Here is a 16524-nt window from a genome sequence, read left to right as displayed (position 1 = left end):
CAGGTCGCCGGTCTTCATGTGGTGCTCGCCGTAGTCGTCCAGCACCTGGGTGCCCGAGTAGGGCTTGTTGCAGACGACCTTGCGGCCGGTCTGCTCCTCAAACGGGTCCAGCACCTCGCGGGGGAAGCCGTCGGGGTAGGTGGGCAGGGGGTCGGCGGAGGTCACGCCGGCGATCTCCCAGTGACCGATGGTGGTGTCCTTGCCGTTGGAGCGCTCGCGCAGGCGGGCAAAGCTACCCACAGGGGCGGCCTCCTTCTCGCCGCAGGTGACACCCTCGATATTGAACATCCCCAATTTTTTCAGGTTGGGGGTGTTGAAGTTGGGGGACTTGGAGATGGAGCCAAGGGTGTTGGCGCCGACATCGCCGAATTTGTCAGCATCCGGCTCCTCGCCGATGCCGAAGCTGTCCAGCACGATCAAAAATGCTCTTTTTGCCATATCGCTTATTTCTCCTTTGCCAAAAGATTTGGATGATGGTTTCATTTTAGCACGGCAAAGCTGCCAAAACAAGGCATATTGCAAAAGTTGCCCTCTTTCTTCAAAGAATTTCGAGTTTGTTCATCCCCTTTAAGAAAACGCTTTTACAAAATACACAAAATCACTCTCTTTTTGTTGGCGATTTCTCCCCGCTCCCTTCGCCCCCCTTACCAGGCGCGGCGGTCCCCCTCTGCCGGGCGCAACCGCCCCTCCTTCCGTCCAGTGCGATGGGCCTCCCGATCCTCTGCACCCTGCCGGGCCTGATCAGCCTCTCCTCCCTCTCAGCCTCCGCTCCCCCCGTCGGAAGCGGCGGGCACTCTTCTCTCTCCGCCGAGGGTGACAGGCGCCCCCTCTCTCCGCCGAGTATAGCGGGGATCCCTTTCTCCTTTCGTGCGCACGCGGTGGCTCCCTCTCCCTTCTGTGCACAACAGATCCCTTTCCCCCCTGCCGTATGCGGCGGGCCCACACTCCTTGCCGGGCGCAACAGATGCCTCTCCCCCTCCCTGCGCGGTAGGCGGATACCTTCCCCCCTACTGTGCACAATGCCCCCCTTCCCCGCCGTGTGCGGTGGGCCCTCTCCCTACCGAACGCAGCAGATACCTTTCTCCCTTCGTACGCGGCAGGCGGATACCTCTTCTCCCTATCATATACAGCGGCCCCCCTTCCCCTTGTTGGGCAAACGGATACACCTCTCCTCTGCCGCGTGCGACAGCCCCCTCCCTGCGCGGCAGACGTCCCCTCTCCACGCCGAAAGGCGATGGTTTCCCCTTCCCCCGCTGAAGCGCGCACATGCAACACACCTCCCCGCCAGAGAACAAACCGCGTTTTTGCACTCCCCCATCCTGTGATAAACAGAAAAAAACGGCCCACCAAGGCCGCCAAAAAAGGGGAGGAATGCCTCCCGGCCCAATGTGCACCGGTGCGCAGGGAACAACCGGATTGCCGGCGCCCCACAGCCCGTGAATGGGGCCCCCAGTGCCCACCTCAATGCAGAGCCCTTAAAAAGAGCAGCTACCGCAGGCTCCCCCCTCCCTTGCCAATCGCCCTCCCCCTTTCCACCGGGCATGACGATTGCCTCGGCAGTCCTCCCCGGCCAGGGGATAGACCTCATTTTATTGGCCACCCCGTCCAGCGGCGAACAGGAAAAGGCGGCCCCACTAGGGACCGCCAAAGGGGGTCTTGTACCGGGGGCCGCCGCCCACCCAGGTATGCACCTGGTGTGCGGGGCGCTGCAGAAATTCCAGTGCCCCGGAAGCCCGCAGCGGCTCCCCTCCCGGCCATCGCGCCCGGGGTCCAAAGAAGGGGAGCAGTGGCTGCAGCAGGGCCACGTTGTGAAGAACAGCGGGTTTCGTCCCTTCCATCCCCTCTCCGCCGCTCCCCTCCGCGCGCCGGCCCAAGCGAAGGGGGCCTTTCAAAAAGGCGGGCGCGCAGCGGGGACACCCCCTGTCAGTCGGCCTGCCGTCCCTCTTTCATGGCCCGGTAGCCGATGAGGACGGTCCATACGTAGGCGCAGGTCTTGGGGATCATCAACATCCCGATGGCGGGCACGGCATCGGCCCACAAAACCACCGGGATGTAAAAGCCAAAGCTCAAGACGATGGTCAGCCACATCCAGCGAAACGCCCTGTCCCCCGCCTCTTTTGCGCTGCGGTAAAACAGTGCGATGACGAGGAGACCCAGCGCCGCAAAGGGGAGATTGCGGTAGATCCCCCAGGACAGGGGGGCCGAGGCGCTCAGCCACCCGTTTTGCGGGAACAGGCAGAGGGCGATCCGCGCCCCGGCCAGGAGGTAAACGGCGGCCGTCGTTCCCCTCCTTCCCACAATGTGGTAGCGGTTGCGCCAGACGTAGTAGAGAAGGACGTAAAAGACGGTCATGGTGATGGAGGTCACCCATTTTCCAACCCCCAGGGCCACGGCAAATTGGTCGAGCCCCGTGGTGCAGAGGGCAATCATGCGGGGGACAAGGTGAAACGAGTCCCCCGCCCCCAGCACAATGGCCATGATGCCAAACAGTCGACACTGCTTCTCTCCCCCGCTCTTGATTGCCATGGCGATCCCCACGGTCATGACCAGGGTCAGATACACCACATCAAAAATCGTCTCAATGATTGCCTGCAAAATACCTCTTCCTTTCGGCTATAAAAATTCTATTTCAAGAGCAGATCGCTCTCAAACAGCGTCAACAAGGGCGCGCCCCAGCACGGCCCAGGCGAAAACCGACGGCGGGGTCCTTCCCCCTCAAATGCTGCCTGCCCTCAATATGAACATTGTTCATATTGACCCTCAAAAAAGCCCCGCCGTACCGGGGAGCTTTGTGTCAGTAAATGGCCCGTCTGATCACTTCCAGGGCGGCCGCCTGCCCGTCGCTCTCCCGCAACAGGGCCGCCAGGATCATGGAGAAAACCAGCTCTACGAACTGGTCGCGGGTGAAGGTCTCGTCAAAAGCGTCGGGGCGCACCTGTCTATCGCCCTCCAAAACCGCCTTCAGGCGCTCCTGCATGTGCTGCCAAGTCCGGGCCATCAGCCGCTTGGCCTCGGCCTTATCCTCTCCCCAAAAACGCATGGCGTGCAGCGCGAAAAAGCCGGGATAGGTCTGGTTTCCCCACCCGATCCGCCCGTAGATCCAGCGGATGCAGGACAAAAAGTCCTCAAAGCCCTCCCCCTGTTCCGGCAGTCGGAAAATATCGCCCCAGATGCTCTCGACGGTCGCGGCCACCAGACCGGACTTGGAGCCAAAGTAGTTGTAGACCGAACCGACAGATATGCCGCAGGCGGCGGCCACCGAGCGAATGTTGAGGGCCGTCCAACCCTTTTTCATGATCGATTCTCTGCTGACAGCCAAAATGGCCTCTCTAGAAGTCACCGCCGGATGCACTGCACCACCTCCAACATGAACAATGTTCATTATAGAGGACCGTTCCCCCTTTGTCAAGGGCCGCCCCCTTCTTTTTTCGGCGTCCCCTCCCCGCTTTGACTGGCGCTGCCTCCAAACGCAGCGTCGCGCGGCCGCGCGACAGCTCCCTCCATCCGCTGCGCCGGCAGCAGGCGGCGAATGGGGGGCCACGGCTGCCGGGAGAGGGCCCTCCCCCCGCCGCGAAACGGCCGGAGGGGCGCCCCGCCCCTTTGCTCCGCTCCGCTTTTCAAATCCGCACCCCTCCCCATCGGGGTCCGCCGCGAAACGGTCACCCGCCACACGGCGACAAAAAATCCCTCCCGGTCCGCCCGGGAGGGATCGCCTCTAGTCTTCGCTTTTCAAAACTTCCGCCGTCTCTTCCACCGGCACCTCGATGACCTCGGCCTCTTTGGAGCACTTGTTCATCTCGCGGTTGTGGTGGTCGCCGACCCCCAGCGGGGTGAGGATGAGCTTGTCGATGACCGGCACACAGGCGCTGATCCCAGGGCCGGTGAGGACAAAGGCGATGATGGTGCCCACGCTGACCACCCCGCCCATCAGGAACCCGGCGATGATGTAGCAGCCGTCCAGGGCGATCTTCATAAAGCGGTACTGAAAGGTCGGGTGTTTGTCCATGATGCGAAAGAGGATGGAGTCGGTGTTGCCGAACCCAAAGCGGAGGGAGACCACCAGCGCCAGCCCTAAGATCATGAAGACAAGACCCAGGGCGATGTAGGCGCTGCGCACCCAGAGGTTGTTGTGCGCGGCGATAAAGCTGCGCATAAAGGGCTCGTAAAGGCCCAGGGCAACCGAGAAGAAGACGGAGTTGATGACCGTCCCCACGTTGATGTACTTGAAGGCAAAGAGGATGGCCACCACCAGGGTCACGTTGTTGTTGATGGTCGAGGCCATGCCGATGCCGAAGTGGAAGGTGTGGTCCAGCCCGTCCAGCCAGACGGAGATGGGGTCGCTGCCCAGGCCGCTGCAGATAAACAGCCCCACGCCGAAGGCCGAGACCGCCGCCGCGATAAACATCAAAATCGTCTTGACCAGCACCTGTTTGACGGTCATATTCCCCAGTTTGTCATTGTAAAGCTGTTTGAGCCACATCTTGTTTTACCCCTCCAAAAATCCCAGTTCTCATCACAGGCCGTTATTCCTCATAATAGCAGTGAAGGTTTCACAAGTCAACAAAAAATGCCCGGCAAACGGTCTTTGTACCGCACTTTTTTCTCCCGTCCCCCGCGGGGGAAAACGGCCCCCCTTCCCCCTTGCAAAAAACGCTCTTTTGTCAAATCGTTTTCTCATCTTCCCCGCCCTCTGCCGCCAAAAACAAAAAGAAAGCGCTTTCCTTTTTGTTTGCGGGGTACTATAATAACAAGCAGATTGTCACCATCACCAGAGAGATAGGAGCGATGCACTTTGAGAAAGACAAAAATCATCTGCACCCTGGGCCCGGCCACCGACCGGGAGGGCGTATTGGAAAATATGATCAAGGCCGGAATGGACGTGGCCCGGGTCAACTTCTCCCACGGCAGCCACGAGGAGCACGCCAAGCGGCTCGAAAAGCTGGTGGCCCTGCGGGAGCTGCTCAACCTGCCCATCGCCACCATGCTGGACACCCGCGGCCCCGAGGTGCGCACCAAGTGCTTCAAGTCCGGGCCGGTCGAGCTGAAAAAGGGGCAGAACTTCGTCCTCACCACCCGAGAGGTGGAGGGGGACGAGAACATCGTCTCGGTCACCTACCAGGGGCTGCCGGGGGATTTGAAGCCGGGCGACACCGTCCTCATCGACGACGGCAAGGTGGAGCTGCGGGTCCTCTCCACCGACGCCACCGACATCGCCTGCGCCGTGCAGAACGACGGCCCGGTGGGCGACCACAAGGGCATCAACCTCCCCGGCGTCAGCCTGCGCATGCCCTATATGTCCGAACAGGACGCCGACGACATCGAGTTCGGCATCCGCGCCGGGTTCGACTTCATCGCCGCCTCCTTTGTCCGCTCGGCCGACGACGTGCTGCAGATCCGCAAGCTGCTGGATAAACACCGCTGCAAGAGCATCAAGATCATCTCCAAAATCGAAAACGCCGAGGGGGTCGCCAACATCGACGACATCCTGCGGGTGTCCGACGGCATCATGGTGGCCCGGGGCGACATGGGGGTCGAGATCCCCCTGGAGGAGATCCCGGTCATCCAAAAGATGCTCATCAAAAAGTGCTACAACGCGGGCAAGCAGGTCATCACCGCCACCCAGATGCTCGACTCGATGATGCAAAACCCCCGCCCCACCCGCGCCGAGGCCACCGACGTGGCCAACGCCATCTACGACGGCACCAGCGCCATCATGCTCTCGGGGGAGACCGCCGCCGGCAACTACCCGGTGGAGGCGGTCAAGACCATGGCCCGCATCGCCTGCCGGGCGGAGGAGGACATCCGCTACGACAACCGCTTCCGCGCCCGGGCCATCTCCGACAAGCTCAACATCACCGACGCCATCTCCCACGCGGCCTGCACTTCGGCCTACGACCTGGAGGCCAAGGCCATCATCGTGGTCACCAACTCCGGCACCACCGCCCGGATGGTCAGCAAGTACCGCTCCTCCATCCCGGTGATCGGCTGCTCGGTCACCGGCACCGTCTGCCGGCAGATGAACCTCTCCTGGGGGGTCACCCCCCTGCTGCTGCCCGAGTGCGACGACCTAGACGACCTCTTTGAGCTGGCGGTGGAGGCCTCCAAGGGCGCCGGGCTGGTGCGCGACGGCGACCTGGTGGTCATCACCGCCGGCACCCCGCTGCGCCAGTCGGGCACCACCAACCTGCTCAAGGTGCACATCGTGGGCGACGTGCTGATTTCCGGCAAGGGCATCAGCGACGGCAAGGTGGTGGGCAACCTCTGCGTCTGCAAGGACGAGGACGAGGCCCTGCAGAAGTTCAAGCAGGACGACATCCTGGTCATCCCCGAGACCTCCCCCAAGATCCTCCACCTGCTGAAGATGGCCTCCGGCATCATCACCGAGGAGAAGTTCGACGACTGCTACACCGGCATCGTCGGCTCGGCGCTGGACATCCCCGTCCTCATCGACGCCGCGGGCTGCACCGAGACCCTCAAGAGCGGCACCACCGTCAAGCTGGACGCCACCAAGGGCATCGTCTCCTCCAGCACCCTGGAGAGCTCCCTCAACCGGGAGGAGTGACCGGCTATCCGCCAATAAAAGAGAGCGGGCTGTCTTGCCATAAGACAGCCCGCTCTCTCTTTGTCTAGCCGTCGATTTCCACGCAGGAGAGATACCGAAAGCCGCCGTCCTCCGCGACCCGGGCCGTCAACCTCTTTTTGCCCTGGGGCGTGCCGTCCTGGCTCTTAAAAATGAAGAACTCGATGTCGATGGTGTCCCCCCGGATGTCGAAGCGGTCCAGGGCGGTCACATACTGCTCGGTCTTGTCGTAGGGGAGGATGGCATAGGCCCCTCTTGCCGGCAGGTAGGAAAACGCCGCCCTCGTCTGCTCTGCCGTCATCCCAAAGCGCTGGGCGGTATAGGCCTCCACCTCCTCCTGGGAAAAGAGGTAGCCGTAGGGCTCCTGGCTGTATATCCCCTCGCCGTACTTCTCCCCTTCCGGCTCCCGGCCGGCGTCGGGGTACTGGGGGTAGTAAAAGCTCCAGGCGAGCACCTCGTCCGCCTTCAACTGCTCGGGCGAGGTCCAGTCCCCCTGCAGGCCGCAGAGCATCCGGCCATAGGGCTCCAAGTAGGTGGCCTCCACCCACTCGGCGCTGACTTTCTCGGGGAACCTCTCGGCGCGCAGGGCCTCTTCCTCCGGCGTGCCGGAAGGGGGCGGCTCGCACCCCGCCAGGAGAAGGGCGGCCGCCAACAGCACCCCGCCCATCGCTCTCAAATGTCTCATTGTCGTCCCTCCTTGCAAAGTCGTCGGGTCCGTCATCCTTTCCAATTTTAGTATACCGGATCCCCCCTTTCCTGTCCCGGACGGCGGGCCGATTTTAACCCTTTTGACACCATTTTTTACCCTTTTGTAAGGTCTGTGTAAAGTCCCCGTTATCGTCCCATCCTCAAAGCTGATGGATGTTGTCAAAGAAAACCCGACCCTGTGCACACCCCCTTGTCGATTTTACACAAACATCTCCTGTTTTTTACATTCCGATTGCCGCCCCTGTGGGCCGATGCTATACTGATGGTGCCATCTCAACGGCCGGTTTTCCCCCAAAAAAGAGAAAACCGATTTCGATGATCCGCCAAAGGAGGCCCCTTTTATGACCGTCTCCCTCTCCGCCTTTTTACAGCAGCTCGTCACCAGTCCGCCTCTGCTCATCACCGTCCTGCTCACCCTGGGGGTCATTCTGGTCAACGGCTGGACCGACGCCCCCAACGCCATCGCCACCTGCGTCTCCACCCGCTCCATCAAACCCCGCCACGCCATCTGGATGGCGGCCGCCTTCAACTTTTTGGGGGTGCTGGTGATGACCGCCCTCAACGCCACCGTGGCCCAGACCATCTACAAGATGGTGGATTTCGGCGGCGACCCCCACCAGGCCCTCATCGCCCTCTGCGCCGCCCTCTTTGCCATCGTCACCTGGGCGACGGCGGCCTGGGCCTTCGGCATCCCCACCAGCGAGAGCCACGCCCTCATCGCCGGGCTCTCGGGGGCGGCCATCGCCCTGCACGGGGGGCTGTCGGGGATCAACGGCGGCGAGTGGGTCAAAGTCCTCTACGGGCTGGTCCTCTCCACCCTGCTGGGCTTTGCCCTGGGGTGGCTGTGCACCAAGGCCATCGAGTTCCTCTTTCGCCGCGCCGACCGCCAAAAGACCCTGGAGCCCTTTCGCTGGGCCCAAATCGGCGGCGGGGCCGCCATGGCCTTTATGCACGGCGCACAGGACGGGCAGAAGTTCATGGGCATCTTCATGCTGGGCATCTTTTTGGCCGGCGGCCAGGGGGACGCGCAGAGCTTTCAGATCCCCCTCTGGATGATGATCCTCTGCTCCCTGGTGATGGCGCTGGGCACCTCCATCGGCGGGATGCGGATCATCAAGGCCGTGGGGATGGACATGGTCAAACTGGAAAAATACCAGGGCTTTGCCGCCGACCTGGCCGGCGCGGGCTGCCTGCTCCTCTCCTCCCTGACCGGGGTGCCGGTGAGCACCACCCACACCAAGACCACCGCCATCATGGGGGTGGGGGCCGCCAAGCGGCTCTCCTCGGTCAACTGGGGGGTCGTCAAGGAGATGCTCCTCACCTGGGTGCTCACCTTCCCCGGCTGTGGCCTCATCGGCTACCTGATGGCCAAGCTCTTTATCTGGATCTTCTGACCGCGCCGCCGCGCGAAACCAAAAAGGAGGGACTTTCCATGGCCCACAAGAGAGAAAACGACTACTTTGAACTGCTCTGCCGCCAGGTGGCCCACTGCACCGAGGCCGCCGGGCTGCTGCAGGCCATCCTCGCCGACTTTGACCCCGCCGCGCTGCAGGACCAGCTGGCCTCGCTCCACCAGGTGGAGCACCGGGCCGACTTGGTCAAGCACGAGATGATGGAGAAACTCCTCCACGAGTTCATCACCCCCATCGAGCGGGAGGACATCACCGCCCTGGCGCAGGAGATCGACAACGTCACCGACAACATCGAAGAGGTCGCCCTGCGCGCCTACATGTACAACATCTCCGCCGTCCTCCCCCAGGCGGTGCGCTTCGGCGAACTCGTCGGCCGCTGCTGCCAGGCCCTGGAAGAGGTCGTGAAGGAGTTCCGGCACTTCCGCAAGTCCCCCACCCTCTACCAAAAGATCGTCGCCGTCAACGAGTTGGAGGGGGAGGGCGACCAGCTCTACACCCAGGCGGTGCGCTCGCTCTACACCGAGGCGGCCGAACCGGCCGCCCTGCTGGCCTGGAGCGCGCTCTACGACCAACTGGAGAGCTGCTGCGACGCCTGCGAACACGTGGCGGACATCGTCGAGACGGTGGTCATGAAAAACAGTTGACCCGCCCCCACAGCCAAAAAAGGGCCCCGGCGCTGAATGCACCGGGGCCCTTTTTCCCTTTTCGTCTCCGTCAGCCCTCTTCGGGCCGCCATCCCTTGCAGACGTCCACCCACTTTTCCGCTTTGGCCAGCGAAAAGAGGTCGTCACACCCCAGTTCGATGGCCGAATTGCTGCTGCCGCAGGCGGGAAAGACCGTCTCGAAGCGCCGCAGGGACTCGTCCAGGCAGACCAGGATGTCCTCCCGCGCCAGGGCAAAGGGACAGACCCCGCCCACCGCGTGGCCGGTCAGCTCCTCCACCGCGTCGGGGGCGAGCATCTTGGCCTTGCAGCCAAAGGTGTCCTTAAAGCGGCGGTTGTCCACCTTGGCGTCCCCTGCCGCGACGATGAGGAGGGCGCTCTCCCCCCAGACAAAGGACAGGGTCTTGGCGATCCGCGCCGGAATGGTGCCCACCGCCTTGGCCGCCAGCTCCACCGTGGCGCTGGAAACCGGGAACTCCAAGATCTCCCCCTCCCGCCCCAGGGCGCTCAGGTAGGCCCGCACTGCTTCAATAGCCATCTTGCAACAACTCCTCTTCTCTTCTTCTCTTCTCGGGCGGCCGGGCCGCCCCTACTCTGCCAGCAGCCGCGCCCGCAGGGCGCCGATCTCGCCGCCGGTCAGGCCGATGGTCCGCAGGTACTCCTCGGCTCCCCCCTGGCGGCGGAGTTCGGCCAGGGCCATCTCCATGTTTTCCGGGGCGGAGGAGAAGGCCCCCTCCGGAATGCCGCCGGGGGCCAACTTCTCCAGCGCGGCCCGCTGCTTTGCAAAGAAGGGGGCCATGTTGGCCTCGCTGGCGGCGTAATCGGCGACGATGACCGCCTCCTCCACCCCCGCCAGGGAGAGCAGGAGCATGGAGAGGACGCCGGTGCGGTCCTTCCCGGCGGTGCAGTGGTAGAGGACGCAGCCCTCGCGGCAGCCGGCCATCAGCGAGAGGGCCCGAGCGAGGGAGGGCTGGCTCTCCCGCAGCAGCGAGACGTAGAGCGCCCCCATGGAGTCGGGCAGCCCGGCGGTCTCCCCCGCCGCCAGGCTGGATTGGAGGTTGTCCAGCAGCGGTACCTCCTCACAGCGGATGTCCTGGTACCCCCGCAGACTGCTGGGGGCGCGCCGGCACTCCTCCCCCGAGCGCAGGTCGATGGAGAGGCGCACCCCGTACCGGTACAGCGCCTCTAAGTCCCCCTCCCCCAGCCCGGCGGGCTGGTCACTGCGCAGAAAGCGCCCGGCGCAAACAGCGCCCGGGCCCGCCGGGTAGCCGCCCAGATCGCGGGTGTTGTAGGTCCCCTGCAGCGGCAGGGGGGCATTGGCCGAAATGAGAGTCATTTTACACTTCTCCCCTCTTTTGTATCTGTTCAAAACCACGGCGTGCATTTTTGCCCGCCATGGCTTTTCATTATACACCATTTTCTCGCCTTTCGCAGCCATTCCCCGAAAAAAGGGCGGCCGCATTTTGGCGGGGGCAGGGCGGGGCGGAACGGCGGCCGGGCAAACGCCATAGTGTAAAACGGGACGGCGGAGAGCCGCCCTCTACTCTCAACAGACAAGGAGACAACTGCAATGTACCAAAACAATCTCCACGCCAAGGGCTGCGGCTCTTGCGGCGGCGACTGCGGCGGGGGCTGCACCGGCGAAACCGGCGGCAGATGCCCCCAGCAGCCCGCGATGGGCTATGTTCCCGACCAATCCTTCTCCAAGCTGTACACCCCCTCCACTGCGCTCTGCCGCGGCACCCTCTTTGGCGCCCTCGACAAGCCGTTTTCCGGAAAGGGGTGCCATCGCGATGAATAGAGAAAAAGAAAAGCTGATGAAGGTCATTCGGGAGAGCGACTTCGCCATCCAGGAATGCGCCCTCTACCTGGACACCCACCCCCGCGACAGCGCCGCGCTGCGCCTCTACGGCGACCAGCAGGCCCTGCGCAAAAAGGCGGTAGACGCCTACGAGCAAGCATTCGGCCCGCTCACCACTGCCGGCAACCAGTTTTCCAGCTGGCGCTGGATCGATGACCCGTGGCCCTGGGATTTGGAGGACTGACCGATGTGGACTTATGAGAAAAAACTGCAATTCCCTGTGCAGATCAAAACGCCCAACCCGGCGATGGCCAAGGTCATCATCACCCAGTTGGGCGGCCCTGACGGCGAACTGGCCGCCAGCATGCGCTACCTCAACCAGCGCTACTCCATGCCCTACAAAGAGTGCAAGGGCATCCTCACCGACGTGGGGACAGAGGAGCTGGCCCACGCCGAGATGATCGGCTCCATCGTCCACCAGCTGACCCGCTGCCTCTCCATGGAGGAGATCAAGGAGGCGGGCTTTGACGCCTACTTTGTGGACCACACCACCGGCGTCTACCCCCAGGCGGCCGCCGGGTTCCCCTTCACCACGGCGGTGCTGCAGTCCAAGGGCGACGCCCTCACCGACCTCTTCGAGGACCTGGCCGCCGAGCAGAAGGCCCGCACCACCTACGACAACCTGCTGCGCCTGGTGGACGACCCCGACGTCATCGCCCCGCTGAAATTCCTGCGGGAGCGCGAGGTGGTCCACTTCCAGCGCTTTGGCGACGCGCTGCGGGTGGTGCAGGACAACCTGGACTGCCGCAACTTCTACGCCATGAACCCCGAGTTCGACAAATAGCCTTTCGGCCTCCTCCCCTCTCTCTCGCCCGCGCCGCGGCCCTCCGCCCGGCGCGGGCTTTTTTGTCAAAAGTCCCCCCTGTTTCAAATTTGACAGGGGGGTTGTCCCATCCGGTCAACGTGCTATAATGGGAGCCAAGCCGGCCGACCGACGCCGCGCGAGAAAGGGGGACGCCGCTTGCATCCCAGATTTTTTGCCCTGCCAAAAAGCCGGCAGATGCAGATCGTCAACGCCGCCATGGAGGTCTTTTCCCAGGGCGACTACCGCCACTGCGTCACCGACGACATCGCCGCCCGGGCGGGCATCTCCAAGGGGCTCCTCTTTCACTATTTTGAAAACAAACTGGGGCTCTATCTCTACCTCTACCGGTACGCCCTGGACCTGGTGAGCGAGCGGCTGCGCGCTCCCGCCATCACCCAGGAGCGCGACTTTTTTAAGTTGCTGGAGAGGGCGGCGCTGGAAAAGCTGGCCCTGATGGGGGAGCATCCGGCCCTCTTCGCCTTCTTCTTTCAGTCCCGGGTGGAGAAGGACGAGACCGTCCTGCGGGCCCTGGGGACCGTGTGGGACCCCCTCATCGACCAGAGCGCCGGGCAGATCCTCGCCCAGACCGACTGGAGCCGCTTCTGCGACGATGTGGACCCCAAGCTGGTTTTGGACCTGGTGCTCTGGAGCGCGGAGGGCTTTTCCAAGCTGCACGGCGAGCTTCGTACGGGCGATTTGGAGGAGCTGAGCCGAGAGTACCTGCGGGCCCTGGATTTGATGCGCCGCCACTTCTACAAGCCCGAGTGGCTGGAGCTGCGGCAGAAGGAGCAGTGAGATGAACACCATTGAAATCGACAGGCTGACCAAGGACTACGGCCGGGGGCGGGGGGTCTTCGACCTCACCTTCTCGGTGGCACAGGGCGAGGCCTTTGGCTTTTTGGGGCCCAACGGCGCCGGGAAGACCACCACCATCCGCCACCTGATGGGCTTTAGCCGGCCCCAGTCCGGCTCCTGCCGCATCGGCGGACTGGACTGTCTCACCCAGTCCCCCAAGATCCAAAAGGACCTGGGCTACATCCCCGGGGAGATCGCCCTCCCCGACGAGATGACCGGACTGGAATTTCTCCGCTTCCTCGCCCGCTACCGGGGGGTGTCCGACTTCTCCCGCGCCGAGGCGCTGATGGCGCGCTTCGAGCTCGACCCCCGGGGGCGCATCCGCCGGATGTCCAAGGGGATGAAGCAGAAAGTCGGCATCGTCTGCGCCTTCATGCACGACCCGGCGGTGTTGGTGCTCGACGAGCCCACCAGCGGCCTCGACCCGCTGATGCAAAACCGCTTCATCGAACTGGTGCTGGAGGAGAAGGCCCGGGGCAAGACCATCCTCCTCTCCTCCCACATGTTTGAAGAGGTGGAGCGCACCTGCGACCGGGTGGGCATCCTCCGCCAGGGAAAGCTGGCCGCAGTGGAGGGGGTCGACCGGCTCAAGGCCGACCGCCGCTGCACCTACGTGGTCTCCTTTGAAAGCGAGGGGGAGGCCGCCGCCTTTGCCGCCGACGCGCCCGGGGTCAAGGGCGCCGAGGGGCGGCGGGTGACGGTGGAGGTGGCCGGTCCCTTCGGGCCCTTTACCGCCGCCCTGGCCCGCCACCCGGTGACCGGGCTGGAAGAGGTCCGCCTGACGCTGGAGGAGCTCTTCCTCCACTACTACGGGGAGGGAAAGTAATGCGCCTGTCACTGTTTCGGGAGGGGCACCGCTCCAGTTGGAAGCTGCTGGTCATCTTCGCCGCGGTGCTCTCCCTCTACATCTCCATGATCACCACCATGTTCGACCCCGAGATGGGGAACATCCTCCAACAGCTCTCCGACTCCATGCCCCAGTTGATGGCCATGGTGGGGATGCAGAACCCCGGCACCACCCTGGTCAGCTTCCTCTCCACCTACCTCTACGGCATGCTGCTGCTCGCCTTTCCCCTGGTGTACGAGGCCATCACCGCCAACCGGCTGGTGGCCCGCCAGGTGGAGCGGGGCTCCATGGCCTACCTGCTGGCCGCCCCCTCCTCCCGCACCCAGGTGGCCCTGACCCAGGCCTCGGTCCTCCTCACCGGCACCGCCCTGCTCATCGGCTACTGCACCGGCCTGGGCGTCCTCTGCGCCCACCTCTTCTTCCCCGGCGAGCTGGACGTGAGCGCCTTTCTCCTCCTCAACGCCGGGCTCTTCCTCCTCCACTTCGCCATCAGCGGCATCTGCTTTTTTGCCTCCTGCCTCTGCAACGAGGGGCGGACCGCCTCCCTCCTGGGGGCGGGCGTCCCGGTCCTCTTTTTGCTGATGCAGATGCTCTCCAACATGGGCGGCAAGCTGGAAAATCTCAAGTACGCCAACCTCTTCACCCTCTTTGACCCCGCCGGCCTCATCGCCGGCGAATCCTCGGCCCTCTGGGGGCTGCCGGTACTGGCGGCGCTGGGCGCCCTCCTCTACGGGCTGGGCGTCTGGGTCTTCTCCCGGCGGGACCTGCCCCTCTGATTGGGTGCGCCCGCTCCGGGGCACCCTTTGGGGGAGGAGGCGAGAGCGATGAAACCACCCGTCTACCGCTTTGAGGCGGTCATCCAAAAGGTGGAGGGGCTCGACGGCGCCTATGTGGAGATCCCCTTTGACGTAAAGGCGGCCTTCGGCAGGCTGCGGGTGCCGGTGCACGCCACCTTTGACGGCTACCCCTACCAGGGGAGTCTGGTGCGCATGGGCACGCCCGGGCACATTTTGGGGCTGCGAAAGGACATTCGCGCCGCCATCGGCAAACAGCCGGGGGACCGGGTGACGGTCGCCCTGTGGGAGCGCATCCCCCCCGAGCGCCCAGCCAAATAGCCGCCCACCGGGGGCCGCGCAGAGGGCAGAAGCCGCCTGCGTGGCCCTCTTTTGTCCCTCTTTTTCCAGAAAATAACCAGCTCTATTTAGTTGATTTCTCCATCTTTTCCCAGTATACTGGAGATAGAAGAACAAGACGAGGCCCCTTCCGGGGGCCCCGCCTTCTTTGTATCTCGCCCGTCCACCCCTTTTGTAAAGGAGGTCTGCCATGACGACAAACGCCCTCTTGCTGGCGGCGCTGGCCCTGGCCATCGCCCTCTGCGCCCTCTGCACCAAGCTGTCCCACCGGCTGGGCATCCCCGCCCTGGCCCTCTTCTCCCTCATCGGGATGCTCTTCGGCTCAGACGGGGTCCTGGGCATCCCCTTTGCCGACGCCGCCATGGCCGAACAGCTCTGCTCCCTCGCCCTGGTGCCCATCCTCTTCTACGGCGGCTTCGGCACCAACTGGAAGACCGCCCGCCCGGTGGCGGGGCGGGCCATCCTCCTCTCCAGCGCCGGGGTCTTTCTCACCTCCGCCCTCACCGGCCTCTTCTGCCACCTGGCCCTGGGGATGAGCTGGTGGGAGGGGATGCTCATGGGCTCGGTGGTGGGTTCCACCGACGCCACCTCGGTCTTTTCGGTCCTGCGCTCCCACAAGTTGAATCTCAAGGGGGGGCTGGCCCCCCTGTTGGAGGTGGAGAGCGGCAGCAACGACCCCTTCGCCTACATCCTCACGGTGGCCATCCTCTCCCTCAAGGGGGGCGAGGGGTCCCTCGCCGGGCTCTTCTTGGCACAGGTGGGGGGCGGGGTCCTCTGCGGGTTCGCCCTGGGGGCGGCGGCGGTCTTTCTCATGAAGCGGCTGCGCTTTGAGAGCGAGGGCTGGCAGCCCATCTTCACCCTGGCGCTGGCCCTGCTCATCTACGCCCTCACCGGCCTTCTGGGGGGCAACGGCTACCTGGCCGTCTACATTTCCGGCATCCTGCTGGGCAACGCCCCCATCCCCCACAAGCGGCCCCTGGTCCACTTCTTCGACGGGACGACCTCCCTGCTGCAAATCGCCATCTTCTTCACCTTGGGGCTGCTCTCCTTCCCCAGCGGACTGCCGCGGGTCCTCCCCGCCGGGCTGGCCATCTCTCTCTTTCTGGCCCTCGTCGCCCGGCCGGCGGCGGTCTTTCTGCTGCTGGCCCCCTTTCGCATGCCCTGGCGGCAGAAGCTCCTCCTCTGCGTCGCCGGGCTGCGGGGGGCGGCGGCCATCGTCTTCTCCCTGGTGGTGGCGGCCGGGGCCCCGGGGCTGGAGCGGGACATCTTTCACATCATCTTCGTGGTGGCCCTCTCCTCGGTGACGGTGCAGGGGGCGCTGATCCCCTGGGCCGCCAAAAAGCTGGATCTGGTGGACCCCGACGGCACGGTGCTGGAGACCTTTACCGACTACCAGGAGACCGGCGCCGCCCGCTTGGTGCAGCTCCCGGCGGGGGCACTGTTACAGGGCGCGCCCCGCTTTGTGGCCGATCTCCCCCTCCCCGAAGGGGTGCTGATCGTGGAGATCCTCCGCGCCGGGGAGACGGTGGTCCCCAGCGGCGGCACCCTGGTCAAAGAGGGGGACACCCTCACCCTCTGCGGGGAGGAGGAGAGCCTCTCCGCCCTCCTCTCGCCGGAGATACAGGGCTGATGTTTCGCCGGCTGCAAAAGGGGAGCGGCGC

At 64.0% G+C, this 16524-nt stretch carries 17 protein-coding genes and 1 pseudogene; 11 read left to right on the top strand and 7 right to left on the bottom strand.

Annotated elements, in window-relative coordinates:
• The 4 genes and pseudogenes from GT748_RS11485 to GT748_RS11470 all read right to left on the bottom strand — a co-directional run.
• Positions 1-438, bottom strand: a pseudogene (locus tag GT748_RS11485) (phosphopentomutase); the annotation flags it as partial.
• Between the two features lie 1485 nt (positions 439-1923).
• On the bottom strand, positions 1924-2595 hold the full coding sequence (locus GT748_RS11480) for a hypothetical protein (RefSeq protein WP_021658932.1): 672 nt from the start codon (positions 2593-2595) through the stop codon (positions 1924-1926).
• A gap of 199 nt (positions 2596-2794) precedes the next feature.
• Positions 2795-3382: a TetR/AcrR family transcriptional regulator gene (locus tag GT748_RS11475; protein ID WP_161213506.1), complete on the bottom strand. Its 588-nt coding sequence runs from the start codon at positions 3380-3382 to the stop codon at positions 2795-2797.
• Positions 3383-3715: 333 nt separating this feature from the next.
• On the bottom strand, positions 3716-4480 hold the full coding sequence (locus tag GT748_RS11470; RefSeq protein WP_021658930.1) for a YczE/YyaS/YitT family protein: 765 nt from the start codon (positions 4478-4480) through the stop codon (positions 3716-3718).
• A gap of 312 nt (positions 4481-4792) precedes the next feature.
• On the opposite strand from GT748_RS11470, the gene pyk reads away from it, so the two are divergent.
• Positions 4793-6562 carry a pyruvate kinase gene (gene pyk / locus GT748_RS11465; RefSeq protein ID WP_021658928.1) on the top strand — a complete coding sequence of 590 codons (1770 nt, stop codon included), beginning with the start codon at positions 4793-4795 and terminating at the stop codon, positions 6560-6562.
• A 64-nt stretch (positions 6563-6626) separates the two neighbouring features.
• On the opposite strand, the gene GT748_RS11460 is transcribed toward pyk, so the two are convergent.
• Positions 6627-7265: a hypothetical protein gene (locus GT748_RS11460; RefSeq protein ID WP_143161556.1), complete on the bottom strand. Its 639-nt coding sequence runs from the start codon at positions 7263-7265 to the stop codon at positions 6627-6629.
• Between the two features lie 364 nt (positions 7266-7629).
• On the opposite strand from GT748_RS11460, the gene GT748_RS11455 reads away from it, so the two are divergent.
• Both GT748_RS11455 and GT748_RS11450 read left to right on the top strand, forming a co-directional pair.
• On the top strand, positions 7630-8682 hold the full coding sequence (locus GT748_RS11455; RefSeq protein ID WP_021658925.1) for an inorganic phosphate transporter: 1053 nt from the start codon (positions 7630-7632) through the stop codon (positions 8680-8682).
• A 38-nt stretch (positions 8683-8720) separates the two neighbouring features.
• Positions 8721-9344, top strand: a complete 624-nt coding sequence (locus tag GT748_RS11450; RefSeq protein WP_021658924.1) for a DUF47 domain-containing protein — start codon at positions 8721-8723, stop codon at positions 9342-9344.
• Between the two features lie 70 nt (positions 9345-9414).
• On the opposite strand, the gene GT748_RS11445 is transcribed toward GT748_RS11450, so the two are convergent.
• Together GT748_RS11445 and GT748_RS11440 are read right to left on the bottom strand one after the other, a co-directional pair.
• Positions 9415-9900 carry a YbaK/EbsC family protein gene (locus GT748_RS11445; RefSeq protein WP_021658923.1) on the bottom strand — a complete coding sequence of 162 codons (486 nt, stop codon included), beginning with the start codon at positions 9898-9900 and terminating at the stop codon, positions 9415-9417.
• Between the two features lie 51 nt (positions 9901-9951).
• Complete coding sequence (locus GT748_RS11440; protein ID WP_044992229.1) at positions 9952-10698, bottom strand: tyrosine-protein phosphatase; 747 nt, start codon at positions 10696-10698, stop codon at positions 9952-9954.
• Between the two features lie 234 nt (positions 10699-10932).
• Here GT748_RS11440 and GT748_RS11435 point away from each other — a divergent pair, with 234 nt between their 5' ends.
• From GT748_RS11435 to GT748_RS11400, 8 genes are all read left to right on the top strand, one after another.
• Positions 10933-11163, top strand: a complete 231-nt coding sequence (locus GT748_RS11435; protein ID WP_021658921.1) for a spore coat associated protein CotJA — start codon at positions 10933-10935, stop codon at positions 11161-11163.
• Positions 11156-11407 (top strand): spore coat protein CotJB, encoded by a 252-nt coding sequence (locus tag GT748_RS11430; protein WP_021658920.1) that lies wholly within the window; start codon positions 11156-11158, stop codon positions 11405-11407. The genes GT748_RS11435 and GT748_RS11430 overlap by 8 nt, the downstream gene beginning before the upstream one ends.
• A 3-nt stretch (positions 11408-11410) precedes the next feature.
• The gene (locus GT748_RS11425; protein WP_021658919.1) at positions 11411-12007 is read left to right on the top strand and encodes a manganese catalase family protein; all 597 of its coding nucleotides are present in this window, start codon (positions 11411-11413) and stop codon (positions 12005-12007) included.
• Between the two features lie 177 nt (positions 12008-12184).
• Positions 12185-12823, top strand: a complete 639-nt coding sequence (locus GT748_RS11420; protein ID WP_044992227.1) for a TetR/AcrR family transcriptional regulator — start codon at positions 12185-12187, stop codon at positions 12821-12823.
• A 1-nt stretch (position 12824) separates the two neighbouring features.
• A complete protein-coding gene (locus GT748_RS11415) occupies positions 12825-13709 on the top strand; it encodes an ABC transporter ATP-binding protein (protein ID WP_021658917.1) in 885 nt (294 codons plus the stop codon).
• Positions 13709-14506 carry an ABC transporter permease subunit gene (locus tag GT748_RS11410; RefSeq protein WP_021658916.1) on the top strand — a complete coding sequence of 266 codons (798 nt, stop codon included), beginning with the start codon at positions 13709-13711 and terminating at the stop codon, positions 14504-14506. The genes GT748_RS11415 and GT748_RS11410 overlap by 1 nt, the downstream gene beginning before the upstream one ends.
• Before the next feature lie 48 nt (positions 14507-14554).
• Positions 14555-14845, top strand: a complete 291-nt coding sequence (locus GT748_RS11405) for a DUF1905 domain-containing protein (RefSeq protein ID WP_044992226.1) — start codon at positions 14555-14557, stop codon at positions 14843-14845.
• A gap of 208 nt (positions 14846-15053) precedes the next feature.
• A complete protein-coding gene (locus GT748_RS11400) occupies positions 15054-16493 on the top strand; it encodes a potassium/proton antiporter (protein WP_021658913.1) in 1440 nt (479 codons plus the stop codon).
• Positions 16494-16524: the final 31 nt, after the last annotated feature.

This window comes from Bittarella massiliensis (ex Durand et al. 2017), assembly GCF_009876955.1.
GTDB lineage: Bacteria > Bacillota > Clostridia > Oscillospirales > Ruminococcaceae > Bittarella > Bittarella massiliensis.
This window is presented reverse-complemented; position numbering and strand designations above follow the sequence as displayed.

What these genes read in the sequence shown, in the direction of transcription:
- GT748_RS11405 (WP_044992226.1), top strand. Translation starts at nt 14,555, where the DNA reads ATGAAACCACCCGTCTACCGCTTTGAGGCGGTCATCCAAAAGGTGGAG.
- GT748_RS11460 (WP_143161556.1), bottom strand. Translation starts at nt 7,265, where the DNA reads ATGAGACATTTGAGAGCGATGGGCGGGGTGCTGTTGGCGGCCGCCCTT.
- GT748_RS11425 (WP_021658919.1), top strand. Translation starts at nt 11,411, where the DNA reads ATGTGGACTTATGAGAAAAAACTGCAATTCCCTGTGCAGATCAAAACG.
- GT748_RS11435 (WP_021658921.1), top strand. Translation starts at nt 10,933, where the DNA reads ATGTACCAAAACAATCTCCACGCCAAGGGCTGCGGCTCTTGCGGCGGC.
- GT748_RS11415 (WP_021658917.1), top strand. Translation starts at nt 12,825, where the DNA reads ATGAACACCATTGAAATCGACAGGCTGACCAAGGACTACGGCCGGGGG.
- GT748_RS11445 (WP_021658923.1), bottom strand. Translation starts at nt 9,900, where the DNA reads ATGGCTATTGAAGCAGTGCGGGCCTACCTGAGCGCCCTGGGGCGGGAG.
- GT748_RS11450 (WP_021658924.1), top strand. Translation starts at nt 8,721, where the DNA reads ATGGCCCACAAGAGAGAAAACGACTACTTTGAACTGCTCTGCCGCCAG.
- GT748_RS11470 (WP_021658930.1), bottom strand. Translation starts at nt 4,480, where the DNA reads ATGTGGCTCAAACAGCTTTACAATGACAAACTGGGGAATATGACCGTC.
- GT748_RS11410 (WP_021658916.1), top strand. Translation starts at nt 13,709, where the DNA reads ATGCGCCTGTCACTGTTTCGGGAGGGGCACCGCTCCAGTTGGAAGCTG.
- GT748_RS11430 (WP_021658920.1), top strand. Translation starts at nt 11,156, where the DNA reads ATGAATAGAGAAAAAGAAAAGCTGATGAAGGTCATTCGGGAGAGCGAC.
- GT748_RS11400 (WP_021658913.1), top strand. Translation starts at nt 15,054, where the DNA reads ATGACGACAAACGCCCTCTTGCTGGCGGCGCTGGCCCTGGCCATCGCC.
- GT748_RS11440 (WP_044992229.1), bottom strand. Translation starts at nt 10,698, where the DNA reads ATGACTCTCATTTCGGCCAATGCCCCCCTGCCGCTGCAGGGGACCTAC.
- GT748_RS11475 (WP_161213506.1), bottom strand. Translation starts at nt 3,382, where the DNA reads ATGAACATTGTTCATGTTGGAGGTGGTGCAGTGCATCCGGCGGTGACT.
- GT748_RS11455 (WP_021658925.1), top strand. Translation starts at nt 7,630, where the DNA reads ATGACCGTCTCCCTCTCCGCCTTTTTACAGCAGCTCGTCACCAGTCCG.